Here is a 13,327-nt window from a genome sequence, read left to right on the forward strand (position 1 = left end):
AGGCGGGGGGATCACATCGCCTTGTACCAGTTGAGAAAGTGCATAATTTTGGGTAAATCTTCTGGTTGGGCAGGTGCGATCAGATAATGGACATGATTAGACATGATACAGAGAGCATAAAGCTTAAACTGGTGTTTGTCTAAAGCCTTCTTGATGGCATAAAGAAATACCTCCAGGCATTCCCGCTTGGATAGTTTGAACTCATCGAGAATCAGATTTGAACGCCGATTTAGTTATTTGGAATCGTCAAACAAAACTCGGTAAAGTCTTTAGTTCTTCCACTATATTTACCTTACCCAAGGGTGGTAAACGTTCCCCTGATGTTGCTTGGATTGCTAATGAACGCTGGGAAGCTTTACCCCGAGAAGAACAAGAAAAATTTGCGAGAATTTGTCCTGATTTTGTGATAGAATTAAGAGCACGCACTGATTCTTTAAGTCAACTCCAAGCAAAAATGCAGGAATATCTCGTCAGTGGCTTAAGACTCGGTTGGTTAATTGATACCATTAGTCAACAGGTAGCCATCTATCGCCAAAATCAGGAAGTAGAAATCGTCTCATTACCAACCACCTTATCTGGGGAGAGCGTTTTACCTGGATTTACTTGAGAATTACCCATTTTTTGACGACAGGAAATACCAAGATGATAGCAACTACAACAATTTCTCCTCAATTAACCATTCCACGCCTAGAAAATGGGGACAAGCTCACTCGTCGTGAATTTGAGCGTAGATATAATGCCATGCCAAATCTGAAAAAAGCAGAACTCATTGAAGGAATTGTTTATATTATGGCTTCTCCCCTCAGAATTAAGAACCATGGTGAACCCCCTGCTGATATTATAGGTTGGCTAAGTGTGTATAAAGCCTTTACTCCCAATCTGCAATTAGGGGATAATTGTACGGTTCGTCTTGATGCGGACAATGAACCTCAACCCGATGCACTATTAAGAATTAAAAATGGTGGACAATCAACAATTAGTGAGGATGGTTATGTCGAAGGTGCGCCAGAGTTAATCGTCGAAATTGCAGCGAGTACCGTCTCCCTTGACTTACATCAAAAACTTAAGGTTTATCGCCGTAACCAAGTGCAAGAATATCTAGTCTGGCGAGTTGACGATGGAGAATTTGATTGGTTTAGATTAACCAATGAAGAATATATTAAACTTGAACCGAACTCAGAAGGGATAATTTGTTCTCAGATATTCCCTGGATTAGGGTTAGATAGAGATGCTTTACTAGCCGGTGACTTAGTCAAGGTTTTAGAGGTTTTGCAATTGGGAATGGCAAGGATAAAAAATTAATCTAGTTAGAGTAATCTAAATTTAACAAAAACTTCACACAAATTCATAAAAAGACTATTGACTTGACGACCAAAGAAGGAGTAATGAAAACCGATAAAATCTTTTATACCCTATTTCAAGTCTTTCCCGAACTTCTCTTTCAACTGCTGGGGGAATCTCCGAATCTAGCGCAAAATTATCAATTCAAGTCAATCGAAATCAAAGAATTGGCTTTCCGGCTCGATGGCGTATTTATTCCCGATGCTGACCACCCGGATTATCCGCTTTACTTTGTCGAAGTTCAATTTCAAAAAGACGAGGATTTTTATTGGCGATTTATGACTCAGCTCTTCCTGTATCTCAAGCAGTATAAGCCGGAACGCACCTGCTGTCCCGTTATTCTGTGGGGAAAGCGCCGCTTGGACATTGGGTTTCCCATCGCTTACCAAAATTTGCTAAACTTAGAGCGGATCCAACGAATATATCTCGATGAAATCGAGGCTGAATCTCCTCCCTCTCTGGGGATAAGTATCCTCCAGTTTATCCTCATCAGTGGGAAAAAAGCACCCGAACAGGTTCAATCCTTGATTGAGCAAACCCGCCGACAGATTATTGACCCTAACACTCAAAGAAATGTTATCGAGTTAATCGAGAAGATTATTATCTACAAATTTCCTCAGAAAAGTCGCCAGGAGTTAGAAGCCATGTTTAATCTCACTGAATGGAAACAAACCAAGTTTTATCAAGAAGCTAAGGAAGAAGGAAAAATTGAAGGGAAACTTGAAGGGAAACTTGAAGGGAAACTTGAAGGGAAGATTGAAGGGAAAATTGAAGGGAAGATTGAAGGAAAAATTGAAGGGAAACTTGAAGGAAAACTTGAAGGTAAATTGGAAACAATTCCTCTTCTGATTAGGTTGGGACTTAACGAAGAACAAATTGCGCGGGAATTAAATATAAAAATTGAGATTGTTCGTCAATTTATTGCCAATCAGAACAACTAAAACTTTTTGGCTAATTTACCCGAACAGGTTCAATCCTTGATTGAGCAAACCCGCCGACAGATTATTGACCCTAACACTCAAAGAAATGTTATCGAGTTAATCGAGAAGATTATTATCTACAAATTTCCTCAGAAAAGTCGCCAGGAGTTAGAAGCCATGTTTAATCTCACTGAATGGAAACAAACCAAGTTTTATCAAGAAGCTAAGGAAGAAGGAAAACTTGAAGGGAAACTTGAAGGGAAACTTGAAGGGAAACTTGAAGGGAAACTTGAAGGGAAGATTGAAGGGAAAATTGAAGGGAAGATTGAAGGAAAAATTGAAGGGAAACTTGAAGGAAAACTTGAAGGTAAATTGGAAACAATTCCTCTTCTGATTAGGTTGGGACTTAACGAAGAACAAATTGCGCGGGAATTAAATATAAAAATTGAGATTGTTCGTCAATTTATTGCCAATCAGAACAACTAAAACTTTTTGGCTAATTTACCCGAACAGTTTCAATCCTTGATTGAGCAAACCCGCCGACAGATTATTGACCCTAACACTCAAAGAAATGTTATCGAGTTAATCGAGAAGATTATTATCTACAAATTTCCTCAGAAAAGTCGCCAGGAGTTAGAAGCCATGTTTAATCTCACTGAATGGAAACAAACCAAGTTTTATCAAGAAGCTAAGGAAGAAGGAAAACTTGAAACAATTCCTCTTCTGGTTAAGTTGGGACTTAACGAAGAACAAATTGCGCGGGAATTAAATCTAAGAGTTGAGATTGTTTGTCAATTTATTGCCAATCAAAACAATTAAAACTTTTTGGCTACCAATGCGATGATCATCAATTCCCTTATCAAGGTTTATTTTTGCAAAATTTCTCTCTTTTTATTTATTTCAGGCTCAGGTAAAGATTCTCCTAATTTCTGATAAAGTTCCATCAGAGATTCTAGGACTTCTTCAGCATTTTTCACTGATTCAGCATAAGTATTACCATGAGTTCGCCATTTTTGACCTGGAAAGTCGGGTAAGCCAACTAGATAACAATTGTCTTCATCAGACCACTGAATCACTATTCTATATTTAAGTTTTTTCATCTTCTTTTCTCCTGACCTCTTCAATGGCATTTTTGACTTCTTGTTCTTGGTAACGTTTAGCATCCGCTCCGTCTTTTCCCGAGAGAGTGATTTTCCCTGCATATAGAGGGTGTAACCAATGGTTGTGACTGCCTTTTCCCGGAAAATCAATAAATCCAGCTTTTTTGAGCATTTGTTTCAATTCTCTGATTTTTTTGGCATCAGTCAAGATTTGATCGATCAGGTAATTTGCTGGGGGGTGTGACAAGTCTTGTATAATTCTTATTATATAAAGATTTCGAGCATTGAGCGGTTACTGGAGAAGCACCGGGAGCAGAGGAGAGGGGGAGCAGGGGAGCAGAGGTTGTTTATCTTCTGGGTACCCCTTTTCCTTGATTCACCAGAGAATTTTCTTCGGGAAATTTAAGCTGATCAGATCTAAACTTCACAAAACTTCACAAAAACTTCACGGAAAACTATTGACGAGAAGATGTCAAGGCCGCTTAATTAAATTAATTAACATCATTGGAGGATTTACCCCATGAAAACCAAAAAACTGACACCCCGCAATGCTGCTCCTGTGCAACGGAAAAATACCGCTACCGTCTCTCGCGATGGTAATGCGATCATTCAACTTGATTGGGGAACTTTTTGTGTGCAAGAGGATGGGGAGGGAAATTGTAAAGAGTGGTACGAACTGCCGTTTGCGGGAGACGACGCAGAGTAATCTGCCCGATTCTAGCACGAACCTCAAATCAGGTCAAAAGTCTTTTTCTCCTTGCCAAGGCGCACGGTTGCTTCCTTGTAATTGACGGTGGAGAAGCAAGGGGTCAGGGGAGAGAGGGAGCAGGGGAGTACAGGTTTTTGCTCTTCTCGGTTCCCCTTTTCCTTGACTCACGGGTGCTAGAAGACTTAGATTCAGGGAGATAAACCCGAAAATCTGTTAAAAATATAAGATGCTAAAAAGTCTGCGCTATAATACTCGATTAGGATGATATAAAGGTAATCAGGAGAAGCGATGAACACTATCCAACTGACACCAGAAATAGAAGATTTGATTGCTCAACAAATTAAAACAGGAAAATATCAAGATGATTTAGCCGTTATTCAAGAGGGATTGAGTTTATTGGCAGAAAGAGACAGAATTTACCGAGGAAGATTTGAAGAATTGAAACGGGAAGTTATGATTGGCGTTGAGGAATTAAGACGACAGGAAGGAATTAATGCCGAAGAGGTTTTTTCAGAATTAGAAGAGGATTTACAACAAATAGAGGCTAAGGGTTTCCCGATGAGTCAGAAATAATGTCAAAGATTATTTTCTCACCCTCAGCTAGATTGGATTTAAAGCAAGTTAATAGTTACTTGGCTGGGAAAAATCCGCAAGCTGCTAGAATTTTAAAAGAAAAAATCCAACAGGCTTGTAAAAAATTAGCTAAATTCCCCAATCTGGGACGTAGGCGCGATGAGTTAATCCCTAGTTTACGAAGTTTTCCAGTAGAAGATTATCTGATATTTTATTTCCCTCTTGAAAACGGAATTGAAATCGCAAGAGTAGTCAGTGGATATAGAGATTTAGATGCTATGTTTGATGTTGATTAAGAAAGCGATCGCATCCATCTAAGGGGATCATTTTTCCCCGTTCCCCAATAGCATCTGGTGGGGGTTTTCTTTGGGGAAATTTAAGCTGATCTAAGCTTAACAAAAACTTAACACAAATTCACTTAAAAACTATTGACTCGGCAGAAAAAAAGTAGTACTACTGGAACAAACAATAATAATGGAGGACTTACCCCATGAAAACTAAAAAACTGACACCCCGCAATGCTGCTCCTGTGCAACGGGAAAATACCGCTACCGTCTCTCGTGATGGCAATGCGATCGCTCCCCGATATGCCTGGCATTCCGATATGAGGAAAGGCTCCTTGAATCCTTTTGCGGGAGACGACGCAGAGTAGTCCCCCCGATTCTAGCACGAACCTCAAAAAATGTCAAAAGTCTTTTTCTCCTTGCAGCAATTCCAAATTCAGAATGTAGCAAGGAATACAGAATACAAAACGCTTTTGCCCTGTAGCTCCCCATCCAAAATCAAGAAGAATTAACGCGAGTAACAGGGATGGCCTCATCGAGCATAAAGTCTAAAAGGTGGTGCCAGCCTTCAAACAGCAGATACTTGGTTAAGCAAAGAACATCGTTAAAAAAGCCTCTGCGAGTCCCCCTTTGCATCCGAGCCCGTTGATAGCGTTCATCGACTAGATGCAGAACAGTATGAAATAAGAAAGCCAGGAGATTGAGGGTCAACAGAAAAGAGGACAAATGTTGCTGACCATGTCCAAAATTATGCTCCAAATGATAGCCCCGAGTTTTGAGCACATTGTGATTCTCATTTTCGGTTCGCCAACGGCTCCGTCCAGCAGCGCAGACCAGAATGACCCGTTGGGGAGTCAGGTCGTGGTTAGTAATCCAGCTATTGCGATAGAGAAGTTGACCATCCGACTCGCGCTTAACGGTCACCTCACACCAATTGACCAGTAAGGCGGGTTGTTGTTCGCGCAGGGGGACTTGATTGAGATAACGATAGTCCCAAATTTCAAAGTATCGCCCATTCCAACGTCGCTGTTGAGTGGTTTTGACTTCTTGATTAGCCTCCAGGAAAGAAACCCACTCATAGAGAGTCGGATGGGAGGACGGTAAACAGACAAAGATAAAGTTGAAATGGTGTTCCAAACAATATTCAGCCATCGGTTGGCGACTATAGAGGTCGTCGCCTAAGAGGGTGATGGGCTGGCCTTCAAACCAGGACGCATGGCTCGCTATCCAGCGTTTTGCCGCGTTTTGCTCACAGTCTTGTTTCTCACTGCCATCTTGAGGAGTGATAAATTCTGGTGGCAAGGAAATGACCGATTTTTGGTCAGGAGAGACAATTACAGGCAAAATAGCTTGATGGTGATAAGTTACCTTCCCCTGTTTCGAGGTGCGGGTTGAGCAACAAGGACAACTAATTTTCTCTGAATCATAGTACTGAGTCCCATCTAGGGCGACGAGTAAGTTGCCATCCAAGGCTGTAAACAGCCTCAAATAGCCTTGTTCTCTCAGACCTTGATAAATCCATTTGAACGGTGAAAAAAGAGGCTTTGCGGCTATTCTATCGAGAATATTCTTTATCTGTTCTATGGTCGGGATATTAACCAGACCAAACAGACTTTGAGCATTATCTCGTCCACAACGACTATTCAATTGACGCTGATATTCTAGAAAGGATTCATTTTGCATAAAGAAGCTAGCAAATGCCCCCAAGACCGCGTCTTTTAGACTGTAGCGAGTAGCATTGCTAGCACTGCGCGGGTCAACCATGCCAGCGATAGCCCTGTGGAAGTAGCTCAGCATCCCTATAAAACTCAAATCTTGGACTTCCATTCCTGCAAAACCCAATGGGCAACTCGTTCACTCTATTTTGAGGGACAGAAGCGAAATCAATTCTGTATCCTACACTACCGTTTGAATTTGGAATTGCTGTTCTCCTTGCCAGGGCGCACGGTTTGCCTCAATGAATTGACGTATAACCCTAGTTAATTCAGGGCTTTCGGATACCTGGCACGGGGGTTGAACAAGACGAGACTTAGATTTTTTGGGGTTGGTGGTAGAGCCTTTTTCTGATAGATGAACCCCAGCCAACAGCTTACTACCCCAATGGCATCGGGTTGGGGTCTTCTTCTCCTTGGGTTTGTATTTCTGGCAAAAGCCTTTGTACTTTCTGGCACATTCTTCTAAGCTGTCACCCAGTTTAAGAAAAGCAGGAGGCTCTTCTCGACTTTGTGTGATAATTTTTGCTTATGGAACCCTGAAGTGCTTATTGGGCAAAACTTTTAGGACTATTTTGCGGATATTCTATCGGTATAGACCTCGTTTCCACACAGAAACCAGAAGAGCCAGCAGGATGCCATTGAGTTAATCCATCATCGGTTAAACGTTCATAACTACCGTAGTTACTGAAATCGTAGAAGAAACCAGAACGCATTTTGGCGGCTTTCGGGTTGCCGTGAATGTAACGTAAGGTATTTAACGCCCTTTCTCTATCTGAAGGAGGGAAACCATCGCAAAAATACCGCTTTTCCCAAAAGTGTCCTGTGCGATCCCCCCTAGCCCCCCTTGATAAGGGGGGAAGCCGAAGGCGGGGATCACATCGCCTTGTACCAGTTGAGAAAGTGCATAATTTTGGGTAAATCTTCTGGTTGGGCAGGTTCGATCAGATAATGGACATGATTAGACATGATACAGAGAGCATAAAGCTTAAACTGGTGTTTTTCTAAAGCCTTCTTGATGGCATAAAGAAATACCTCCAGGCATTCCCGCTTGGATAGTTTGAACTCTCGGTTATTGCAGCGTGTGGTGACGTGGTAGGAATAACCAGCTTGAAGATTTCGAGGTTTTCTTGACATATTCTTAAGCGAAATTTGAAATTTATGATAGTTGCTAAAACTACAAAACTGCTAATGGAGACCATCAATAATGCAAAGTATTCACGCCTTAAAACAACTCTATGAGCTTGATGACTCTCAATGGCTAGGAGAAACCATTAGCTTGCTTAGAAATCATCAATTTCAACAGCTAGACTTAGAACATTTAATCGAGGAATTAGAGGATTTGGGCAAAGAAAAGAAAAATGCGGTAGCCAGTCTTTTAGAACAGGTTATCCGCCATTTATTATTACTACAATACTGGACAAAAGAAACAGAATATAATACAATTAATTGGCAGGAAGAAATTTATAACTTCCGTACTCAATTAAAGCGAGAGATGACGACCAATCTCCGCAACTATTTAGAGGAAATCCCTAGATGATAGCAACTACAACAATTTCTCCTCAATTAACCATTCCACGCCTAGAAAATGGGGATAAGCTTACTCGTCGTGAATTTGAGCGTAGATATAAGGCTATGCCAAATCTAAAAAAAGCAGAACTCATTGAAGGAATTGTTTATATTATGGCTTCTCCCCTAAGAATTACGAATCATGGCAACCCTCATGCGCGTATTATTACTTGGCTAGGTAACTATTGGTCAAGTACACCAGGAACCGAATTAGGTGATAATTGTACGGTTCGTCTTGATACTGACAATGAACCTCAACCCGATGCACTATTAAGAATTAAAAATGGTGGACAATCAACGATTAGTGAGGATGGTTATGTCGAAGGTGCGCCAGAGTTAATCGTCGAAATTGCAGCGAGTACAGTCTCCCTTGACTTACATCAAAAACTTAATGTTTATCGCCGTAACCAAGTGCAAGAATATCTAGTCTGGCGAGTTGAAGATGGAGAATTTGATTGGTTTAGATTAACAAATGAAGAATATATTAAACTTGAACCGAACTCAGAAGGGATAATTTGTTCCCAGATCTTCCCTGGGTTATGGTTAGATACAGATGCCTTATTAGCCGGTGATTTAGCCAAGGTTTTAGAGGTTTTGCAATTAGGAATAGCTACGCTCAAACATCAATCTAGTTAGAGTAATCTAAATTAAACAAAATCAAGACGGAGATAATCAATTATGCTAGGTGTTCATCAATTAAAACAACTCTATGAGCTTGATGACTCTCAATGGCTAGGAGAAACCATTAGCTTGCTTAGAAATCATCAATTTCAACAGCTAGACTTAGAACATTTAATCGAGGAATTAGAGGATTTGGGCAAAGAAAAGAAAAATGCGGTAGCCAGTCTTTTAGAACAGGTTATCCGCCATTTATTATTACTGCAATACTGGACAAAAGAAACAGAATATAATACAATTAATTGGCAGGAAGAAATCTATAATTTTCGGACTCAATTAAGGCGAAAAATGACGGCTAATCTCCGTAATTATTTAGAAGAAGAATTAAACTATGTTTATGAAGATGCGTTAGGTTTCGTCAAAATCAAAACAGCGAATACTATGATTTTTCCCTCTCAATGTCCTTACTCACTAGAACAATTACTAGATCGCGATTGGTTGCCATAAAAATTAATTAAACAACAAAAAGAGATGAAGAAATTATGTTAACCACAAAACCCCGCTTTCAAACCTTCGCTGAATATCTACAATATGAGGATAATTCAGAGGAATCTTATGAATTATTTAACGGAGAATTGGTAGAAATGCCACCAGAATCAGGACTTAACTTTCAAATTGCTAATCGTCTTTTTCTAGTCTTTGCTTTGATGCTAGGAACAGATAGAGTCAGAGGACATGGTTTAGAATTAGAAGTGAGAGGCGAACCGAAAAACCGTTATCCTGACCTAACCATTATTCGAGAAAAACATATTCAATTACTCTCCCAGAGAAATACGATTCTTCTTTCCATGGCACCCCCCTTATTAGTCATTGAAGTGGTTAGTCCGGGGGAAATCCAAAGAGAGAGAGATTACATCGCCAAAAGAAGCCAATATCAAGATTGTGGGATTCCTGAATACTGGATAGTTGATCCTCAAACTCAAACTATTTTAGTCTTAGAATTAAGAGGAAATGCTTACACACAGGTTGGTAATTTTAGCAATGATGACCTAGTAAAATCTCCCAGATTCAAAGAATTAAACTTAAAGGTTTGTGATGTATTTAATTATTAATTTTATCGGTTAACCCAAGAATTAAAAAAAGATGAACGTCTTAACTATTCCGGGATTAAAAGAACTACAAAAACAAACCAAAGGCGCAGCAGAAATAACCGTCGCCATTCTCGATGGTGTAGTTGATACCGACCATCCCTGCTTTAATGGGGCAGACCTAACCCGTTTATCCACCCTCGTCCAGCATCAAGCCAACGCGGGGCAAATGTCCACTCACGGAACCCATATTGCCAGCCTCATCTTCGGACAACCCAACAGCGAAATCCCTGGAATTGCCCCCCAGTGTCGAGGCCTACTCGTCCCCGTCTTCGCTGACGATAACCGCAAACTCTCCCAACTCGATTTAGCGAGGGCGATTGAACAAGCCGCCGAAAATGGCGCAAAAGTGATTAATATTAGCGGCGGGGCCCTCACCGATATGGGAGAAGCCGAAGACTGGCTAATTCGTGCCGTCGAGATGTGTAACGAGAGAAATATTCTTCTCGTTGCCGCTGCCGGCAATGATGGCTGTGAATGCCTCCAAGTTCCAGCGGCCCTTCCCGCCGTCCTCGCGGTGGGTGCGGTTGATGCTAGAGGCCATCCCCTCGACTTTAGTAATTGGGGGGAAACCTACCAAAGCCAAGGCATCCTTGCCCCTGGAGAAAACATCTTAGGGGCAAAACCGGGCGGCGGGACTGTGCAACTGAGTGGAACCAGCTTCGCCGCGCCCATTGTCGCCGGAGTAGCCGCCTTATTACTCAGCTTGCAGGTGCAGCGAGGAGAAACTCCCAATCCTCACGCAGTCCGGGAGGCAATACTAAAAAGCGGCCTCCCCTGCCAATATGCAGACAGCGAAAATGAACCAAAATGTTTAGCCGGAGTATTGAACATTTCTGGGGCAATTAAACAACTAACAGGAGAAACCATGTCCGAATCTGTGGAAACCCAAGCAACAGTAGAAGCATCAGGCTGTGGCTGCGGTGGTACGCCGGAAACCCCTGAGGCTCAACGCCAAAACCTCGAACTGAGTGCCGCAACTAGCGAACCGGTAATCCCCGTCGCCCAAATTCCCAATCCTGTCACCACCTCTCAAGGAGTATCCATGCCCGAAACTACTAATAAACCTGTTACCCCTAGCCAAGCTGCTGAACCTGCTGGTGGCATCGTCTATGCCATTGGCACCTTGGGCTATGACTTCGGCACCGAAGCCCGTCGGGACACATTTAAACAACTGATGCCGACAGCGGTAATTGGTGGTATTGAAGTTCCCTCTAATCCCTACGATGCCCGTCAGATGGTGGATTACCTAGCTGACCACCTCTCGGAGGCTAAATCCTTAATCTGGACCCTGAATCTGGAACTTACGCCAATTTACGCCATTGAACCCCTTGGCTCTTTTTCCCGGGAAGTTTATGCGGCTTTACAGGAACTTCTTTCAGGACAAGTGCAAGCAGAAGACAGCCCCGAATATATCCAGCGTGTTAGCATTCCGGGACGGATTACTGGGCGGACAGTACGCCTGTTCTCAGGACAAGTTGTTCCCGTCATTGAACCGGATAGCCCCCGGGGAATTTATGGTTGGCACATCAATACTTTAGTCAGTGCGGCAATAGAAGCCGTTGGTGCAGAACAAACAGAAGCCCAAGAAAGCCAAATGCGTCGCACTTTGAGTAGTTTCCTCAACCGCATCTACTACGATTTACGCAATTTAGGGCAAACTTCCCAAGACCGCGCCCTCAATTTTGCCGCGACCAACGCTTTCCAAGCAGCGCAAACTTTCTCTGAGGCTGTGGGTGCGGGATGGAACTCGACAGTATTAACGTTTCTAAGAGTCCTTTCTGTCGGATGGATAGCGATTGCTGGGACGTACAGTTAAAATTCTTCGACCCGGAAAATAGCCGCCGCGCTCGTAAAATCTTCCGGTTTACAATAGATGTGAGTGATTTAATTCCTGTTACTTTGGGCGAAGTGCGTTCCTGGTCTTCTCCTTATTAGTCCTCTCCCCTGCGCTGACTTCTGACTTCAAGTACGGGCGAAGCATTCGGATAGGAAATCTAAGGTTTCAGCGATAGGTTATGCCCGAATGCTTCGCCCCTACCCCCATTATTTACCCCAAAACAACCGTGAGACTTCCCAAACAATCTGCTCCCGTCAAACGACCCCATTTCATTCATCCCCATGAATGCGTCGATATTATTCATGGAGATGGCGAAGACTTGGTATCTATCTTAGTTAAGTTAGTTCATGGAGCTAACTACAATGATCCGGCTCAGTTTCAATACCCTCACTATGGCTATCTGAAAATGTCCTCTTTTGGCGGTTTTCGTTATTAGTATCGACTTCTAAAACCTAGTAAAAAACACTGGAGGAAATCAAACAATGGCTAGTAAACCTAAAGGTGCGCCAGAATCAACACCCGCTGCTGCGAATGTTGACCAACCAACCACGGAAAAACCCAAGATTGAGCAACCAGAAACAACTCAACCTAAAGCTAAATACGTTCCCGCCACTGGTTTAGAAGATTACGGACGCTGGAAAACCATGTTCAAAGATCGCAAGGCGAATCCCAATGATCCGCCGTTTCGTCGGGGTCGAATTTGGTGTTAAACACTTTCCATTAATCTTCAGGTTCTATCCCCAAGGCCCTTAACTGTTCCGCTAGGCGATCGGCTCGTTGTCGTTCCTGTTCGGCTCGTTGTCGTTCCTGTTGAGTAGATTCCTGGGAAGTTAACAACAAGTTACCTTCCCCATCCCACCAGCGAAGCCAGGGAAAGGATTGATTTTGGTATTCCCCCTGCCAAATTCCTAACTCTACCTTTAAAGGAACAATGGTATAATGACCGCGCTGATTAGGAGTCATTTTTTGGTAACGACCATTAACTAACTGGTACATCTCGATCTGGGCCTTGTTAACTTCATAAATTCCATAAAAAGGAATTTGAATCGCTCGCTCATAGATCCAAAATTTACCCTTAACAGGCGTTTTATCCCGTTCTTCTTCACCATTACCTGAGACAAATTCTAAGGCAATGACCGGTTCAATGGTTTCTTTCCACATCACAAAAGAACGCCGGACTTGACCATCAATAGTCGTGGGGACATGGGGAACATAAAACCAATCGGGAGCAACAGCACCTTTTTCTAGGGATTCTGGATGCTCTGGCAATCGCCAATAAATCCCACAATCTCGACCCAGACAGTAATTACCGTCAGGATGTAATTGTTCTAAAAGGGGTGTAATAGTATCCGTTAAAAGGTCTGCTTGGGGAGGCTCTTGATAGTTTTTCACAAAACTTCCATCTTTATCCGGGAGTTGGGTGTGGTCGGGTAAAGGGGAATCGCAATAAACCGTGGTCGAAGGTTCCTGAATTGTGGTTGCGGGTTGTGCCGTTGGGGTGATTGCACTCATC

Annotated in this window: 21 protein-coding genes and 3 pseudogenes; 16 read left to right on the plus strand and 8 right to left on the minus strand. The window is 42.4% G+C overall.

From position 1 onward, the window contains the following. Window positions 1–11: 11 nt before the first annotated feature. Complete coding sequence (locus tag VL20_RS30585; RefSeq protein ID WP_072927416.1) at window positions 12–215, minus strand: transposase; 204 nt, start codon at window positions 213–215, stop codon at window positions 12–14. Here VL20_RS30585 and VL20_RS25220 point away from each other — a divergent pair. The 5 genes and pseudogenes from VL20_RS25220 to VL20_RS25245 form a co-directional block, all read left to right on the plus strand. Then, window positions 203–607 (plus strand): annotated as a pseudogene (locus VL20_RS25220) (Uma2 family endonuclease); the annotation flags it as partial. The gene VL20_RS30585 and the pseudogene VL20_RS25220 sit on opposite strands and share 13 nt — an antisense overlap. 35 nt (window positions 608–642) lie before the next feature. Next, window positions 643–1,302: a Uma2 family endonuclease gene (locus tag VL20_RS25225; protein ID WP_052278186.1), complete on the plus strand. Its 660-nt coding sequence runs from the start codon at window positions 643–645 to the stop codon at window positions 1,300–1,302. Window positions 1,303–1,385: 83 nt separating this feature from the next. Continuing rightward, window positions 1,386–2,282: an Rpn family recombination-promoting nuclease/putative transposase gene (locus VL20_RS25230; RefSeq protein ID WP_052278187.1), complete on the plus strand. Its 897-nt coding sequence runs from the start codon at window positions 1,386–1,388 to the stop codon at window positions 2,280–2,282. A gap of 6 nt (window positions 2,283–2,288) precedes the next feature. Continuing rightward, window positions 2,289–2,747 (plus strand): DUF2887 domain-containing protein, encoded by a 459-nt coding sequence (locus tag VL20_RS25240; RefSeq protein WP_128575311.1) that lies wholly within the window; start codon window positions 2,289–2,291, stop codon window positions 2,745–2,747. Between the two features lie 6 nt (window positions 2,748–2,753). Beyond that, window positions 2,754–3,080 (plus strand): DUF2887 domain-containing protein, encoded by a 327-nt coding sequence (locus VL20_RS25245; RefSeq protein ID WP_128575312.1) that lies wholly within the window; start codon window positions 2,754–2,756, stop codon window positions 3,078–3,080. A 47-nt stretch (window positions 3,081–3,127) separates the two neighbouring features. On the opposite strand, the gene VL20_RS25250 is transcribed toward VL20_RS25245, so the two are convergent. Further along, the gene (locus VL20_RS25250; RefSeq protein WP_002797455.1) at window positions 3,128–3,361 is read right to left on the minus strand and encodes a type II toxin-antitoxin system HicB family antitoxin; all 234 of its coding nucleotides are present in this window, start codon (window positions 3,359–3,361) and stop codon (window positions 3,128–3,130) included. Continuing rightward, complete coding sequence (locus VL20_RS25255) at window positions 3,348–3,533, minus strand: type II toxin-antitoxin system HicA family toxin (RefSeq protein ID WP_039900533.1); 186 nt, start codon at window positions 3,531–3,533, stop codon at window positions 3,348–3,350. The genes VL20_RS25250 and VL20_RS25255 overlap by 14 nt, the downstream gene beginning before the upstream one ends. A gap of 348 nt (window positions 3,534–3,881) precedes the next feature. Between VL20_RS25255 and VL20_RS25260 the strand changes: the two genes are divergently transcribed. Then, window positions 3,882–4,067, plus strand: a complete 186-nt coding sequence (locus VL20_RS25260; protein WP_002797460.1) for an anacyclamide/piricyclamide family prenylated cyclic peptide — start codon at window positions 3,882–3,884, stop codon at window positions 4,065–4,067. Window positions 4,068–4,100: 33 nt separating this feature from the next. Here VL20_RS25260 and VL20_RS31975 read toward each other — a convergent pair whose 3' ends face one another. Further along, window positions 4,101–4,238, minus strand: a complete 138-nt coding sequence (locus tag VL20_RS31975; RefSeq protein WP_002802526.1) for a hypothetical protein — start codon at window positions 4,236–4,238, stop codon at window positions 4,101–4,103. A 120-nt stretch (window positions 4,239–4,358) separates the two neighbouring features. Between VL20_RS31975 and VL20_RS25265 the strand changes: the two genes are divergently transcribed. The 3 genes from VL20_RS25265 (at window position 4,359) to VL20_RS30590 (ending at window position 5,295) form a co-directional block, all read left to right on the plus strand. Continuing rightward, window positions 4,359–4,643 (plus strand): ribbon-helix-helix domain-containing protein, encoded by a 285-nt coding sequence (locus VL20_RS25265; RefSeq protein WP_002802529.1) that lies wholly within the window; start codon window positions 4,359–4,361, stop codon window positions 4,641–4,643. Further along, window positions 4,643–4,939 carry a type II toxin-antitoxin system RelE/ParE family toxin gene (locus VL20_RS25270; RefSeq protein ID WP_004161278.1) on the plus strand — a complete coding sequence of 99 codons (297 nt, stop codon included), beginning with the start codon at window positions 4,643–4,645 and terminating at the stop codon, window positions 4,937–4,939. Before VL20_RS25265 ends, VL20_RS25270 begins: the two co-directional genes overlap by 1 nt. Window positions 4,940–5,133: 194 nt before the next feature. Beyond that, on the plus strand, window positions 5,134–5,295 hold the full coding sequence (locus VL20_RS30590; protein WP_128575313.1) for an anacyclamide/piricyclamide family prenylated cyclic peptide: 162 nt from the start codon (window positions 5,134–5,136) through the stop codon (window positions 5,293–5,295). Between the two features lie 130 nt (window positions 5,296–5,425). Here VL20_RS30590 and VL20_RS25275 read toward each other — a convergent pair whose 3' ends face one another. From VL20_RS25275 to VL20_RS30605, 3 genes are all read right to left on the minus strand, one after another. Next, window positions 5,426–6,754 (minus strand): hypothetical protein, encoded by a 1,329-nt coding sequence (locus VL20_RS25275; RefSeq protein ID WP_052275264.1) that lies wholly within the window; start codon window positions 6,752–6,754, stop codon window positions 5,426–5,428. 433 nt (window positions 6,755–7,187) lie between these two features. Beyond that, window positions 7,188–7,355, minus strand: a complete 168-nt coding sequence (locus VL20_RS33335) for a hypothetical protein (protein ID WP_221634766.1) — start codon at window positions 7,353–7,355, stop codon at window positions 7,188–7,190. Window positions 7,356–7,515: 160 nt separating this feature from the next. Further along, on the minus strand, window positions 7,516–7,776 hold the full coding sequence (locus VL20_RS30605) for a transposase (protein WP_128575314.1): 261 nt from the start codon (window positions 7,774–7,776) through the stop codon (window positions 7,516–7,518). A 70-nt stretch (window positions 7,777–7,846) separates the two neighbouring features. Between VL20_RS30605 and VL20_RS25285 the strand changes: the two are divergent. From VL20_RS25285 to VL20_RS25315, 7 genes and pseudogenes are all read left to right on the plus strand, one after another. After that, window positions 7,847–8,167, plus strand: a pseudogene (locus VL20_RS25285) (DUF29 domain-containing protein); the annotation flags it as partial. An 8-nt stretch (window positions 8,168–8,175) separates the two neighbouring features. Beyond that, window positions 8,176–8,844, plus strand: a complete 669-nt coding sequence (locus VL20_RS25290) for a Uma2 family endonuclease (protein ID WP_052278188.1) — start codon at window positions 8,176–8,178, stop codon at window positions 8,842–8,844. Between the two features lie 42 nt (window positions 8,845–8,886). Further along, the gene (locus VL20_RS25295) at window positions 8,887–9,333 is read left to right on the plus strand and encodes a DUF29 domain-containing protein (protein ID WP_052278189.1); all 447 of its coding nucleotides are present in this window, start codon (window positions 8,887–8,889) and stop codon (window positions 9,331–9,333) included. A 35-nt stretch (window positions 9,334–9,368) separates the two neighbouring features. Further along, on the plus strand, window positions 9,369–9,938 hold the full coding sequence (locus VL20_RS25300) for a Uma2 family endonuclease (RefSeq protein ID WP_052278190.1): 570 nt from the start codon (window positions 9,369–9,371) through the stop codon (window positions 9,936–9,938). Between the two features lie 31 nt (window positions 9,939–9,969). Next, a pseudogene (locus VL20_RS25305) lies at window positions 9,970–11,912 on the plus strand (S8 family peptidase). Window positions 11,913–11,992: 80 nt separating this feature from the next. Next, on the plus strand, window positions 11,993–12,250 hold the full coding sequence (locus VL20_RS25310; protein WP_052278191.1) for a cyanobactin biosynthesis system PatB/AcyB/McaB family protein: 258 nt from the start codon (window positions 11,993–11,995) through the stop codon (window positions 12,248–12,250). Window positions 12,251–12,296: 46 nt separating this feature from the next. Then, a complete protein-coding gene (locus VL20_RS25315) occupies window positions 12,297–12,524 on the plus strand; it encodes a cyanobactin biosynthesis PatC/TenC/TruC family protein (RefSeq protein WP_052278192.1) in 228 nt (75 codons plus the stop codon). Between the two features lie 10 nt (window positions 12,525–12,534). Here the strand turns inward: VL20_RS25315 and VL20_RS25320 are convergent, their stop codons facing one another. Beyond that, window positions 12,535–13,326 carry a Uma2 family endonuclease gene (locus tag VL20_RS25320; protein ID WP_052278193.1) on the minus strand — a complete coding sequence of 264 codons (792 nt, stop codon included), beginning with the start codon at window positions 13,324–13,326 and terminating at the stop codon, window positions 12,535–12,537. Window position 13,327: the final 1 nt, after the last annotated feature.

The organism is Microcystis panniformis FACHB-1757 (assembly GCF_001264245.1).
Classification (GTDB): domain Bacteria; phylum Cyanobacteriota; class Cyanobacteriia; order Cyanobacteriales; family Microcystaceae; genus Microcystis; species Microcystis panniformis.

Coding starts and splice junctions, on each gene's coding strand:
- VL20_RS25300 (WP_052278190.1), top strand. CDS start 9,369: ATGTTAACCACAAAACCCCGCTTTCAAACCTTCGCTGAATATCTACAA.
- VL20_RS25275 (WP_052275264.1), bottom strand. CDS start 6,754: ATGGAAGTCCAAGATTTGAGTTTTATAGGGATGCTGAGCTACTTCCAC.
- VL20_RS25250 (WP_002797455.1), bottom strand. CDS start 3,361: ATGAAAAAACTTAAATATAGAATAGTGATTCAGTGGTCTGATGAAGAC.
- VL20_RS25225 (WP_052278186.1), top strand. CDS start 643: ATGATAGCAACTACAACAATTTCTCCTCAATTAACCATTCCACGCCTA.
- VL20_RS25290 (WP_052278188.1), top strand. CDS start 8,176: ATGATAGCAACTACAACAATTTCTCCTCAATTAACCATTCCACGCCTA.
- VL20_RS25265 (WP_002802529.1), top strand. CDS start 4,359: ATGAACACTATCCAACTGACACCAGAAATAGAAGATTTGATTGCTCAA.
- VL20_RS25230 (WP_052278187.1), top strand. CDS start 1,386: ATGAAAACCGATAAAATCTTTTATACCCTATTTCAAGTCTTTCCCGAA.
- VL20_RS25260 (WP_002797460.1), top strand. CDS start 3,882: ATGAAAACCAAAAAACTGACACCCCGCAATGCTGCTCCTGTGCAACGG.
- VL20_RS25270 (WP_004161278.1), top strand. CDS start 4,643: ATGTCAAAGATTATTTTCTCACCCTCAGCTAGATTGGATTTAAAGCAA.
- VL20_RS25310 (WP_052278191.1), top strand. CDS start 11,993: ATGCCCGAATGCTTCGCCCCTACCCCCATTATTTACCCCAAAACAACC.
- VL20_RS33335 (WP_221634766.1), bottom strand. CDS start 7,355: ATGCGTTCTGGTTTCTTCTACGATTTCAGTAACTACGGTAGTTATGAA.
- VL20_RS25255 (WP_039900533.1), bottom strand. CDS start 3,533: ATGCTCAAAAAAGCTGGATTTATTGATTTTCCGGGAAAAGGCAGTCAC.
- VL20_RS25295 (WP_052278189.1), top strand. CDS start 8,887: ATGCTAGGTGTTCATCAATTAAAACAACTCTATGAGCTTGATGACTCT.
- VL20_RS30605 (WP_128575314.1), bottom strand. CDS start 7,776: ATGTCAAGAAAACCTCGAAATCTTCAAGCTGGTTATTCCTACCACGTC.
- VL20_RS25315 (WP_052278192.1), top strand. CDS start 12,297: ATGGCTAGTAAACCTAAAGGTGCGCCAGAATCAACACCCGCTGCTGCG.
- VL20_RS30590 (WP_128575313.1), top strand. CDS start 5,134: ATGAAAACTAAAAAACTGACACCCCGCAATGCTGCTCCTGTGCAACGG.
- VL20_RS25320 (WP_052278193.1), bottom strand. CDS start 13,326: ATGAGTGCAATCACCCCAACGGCACAACCCGCAACCACAATTCAGGAA.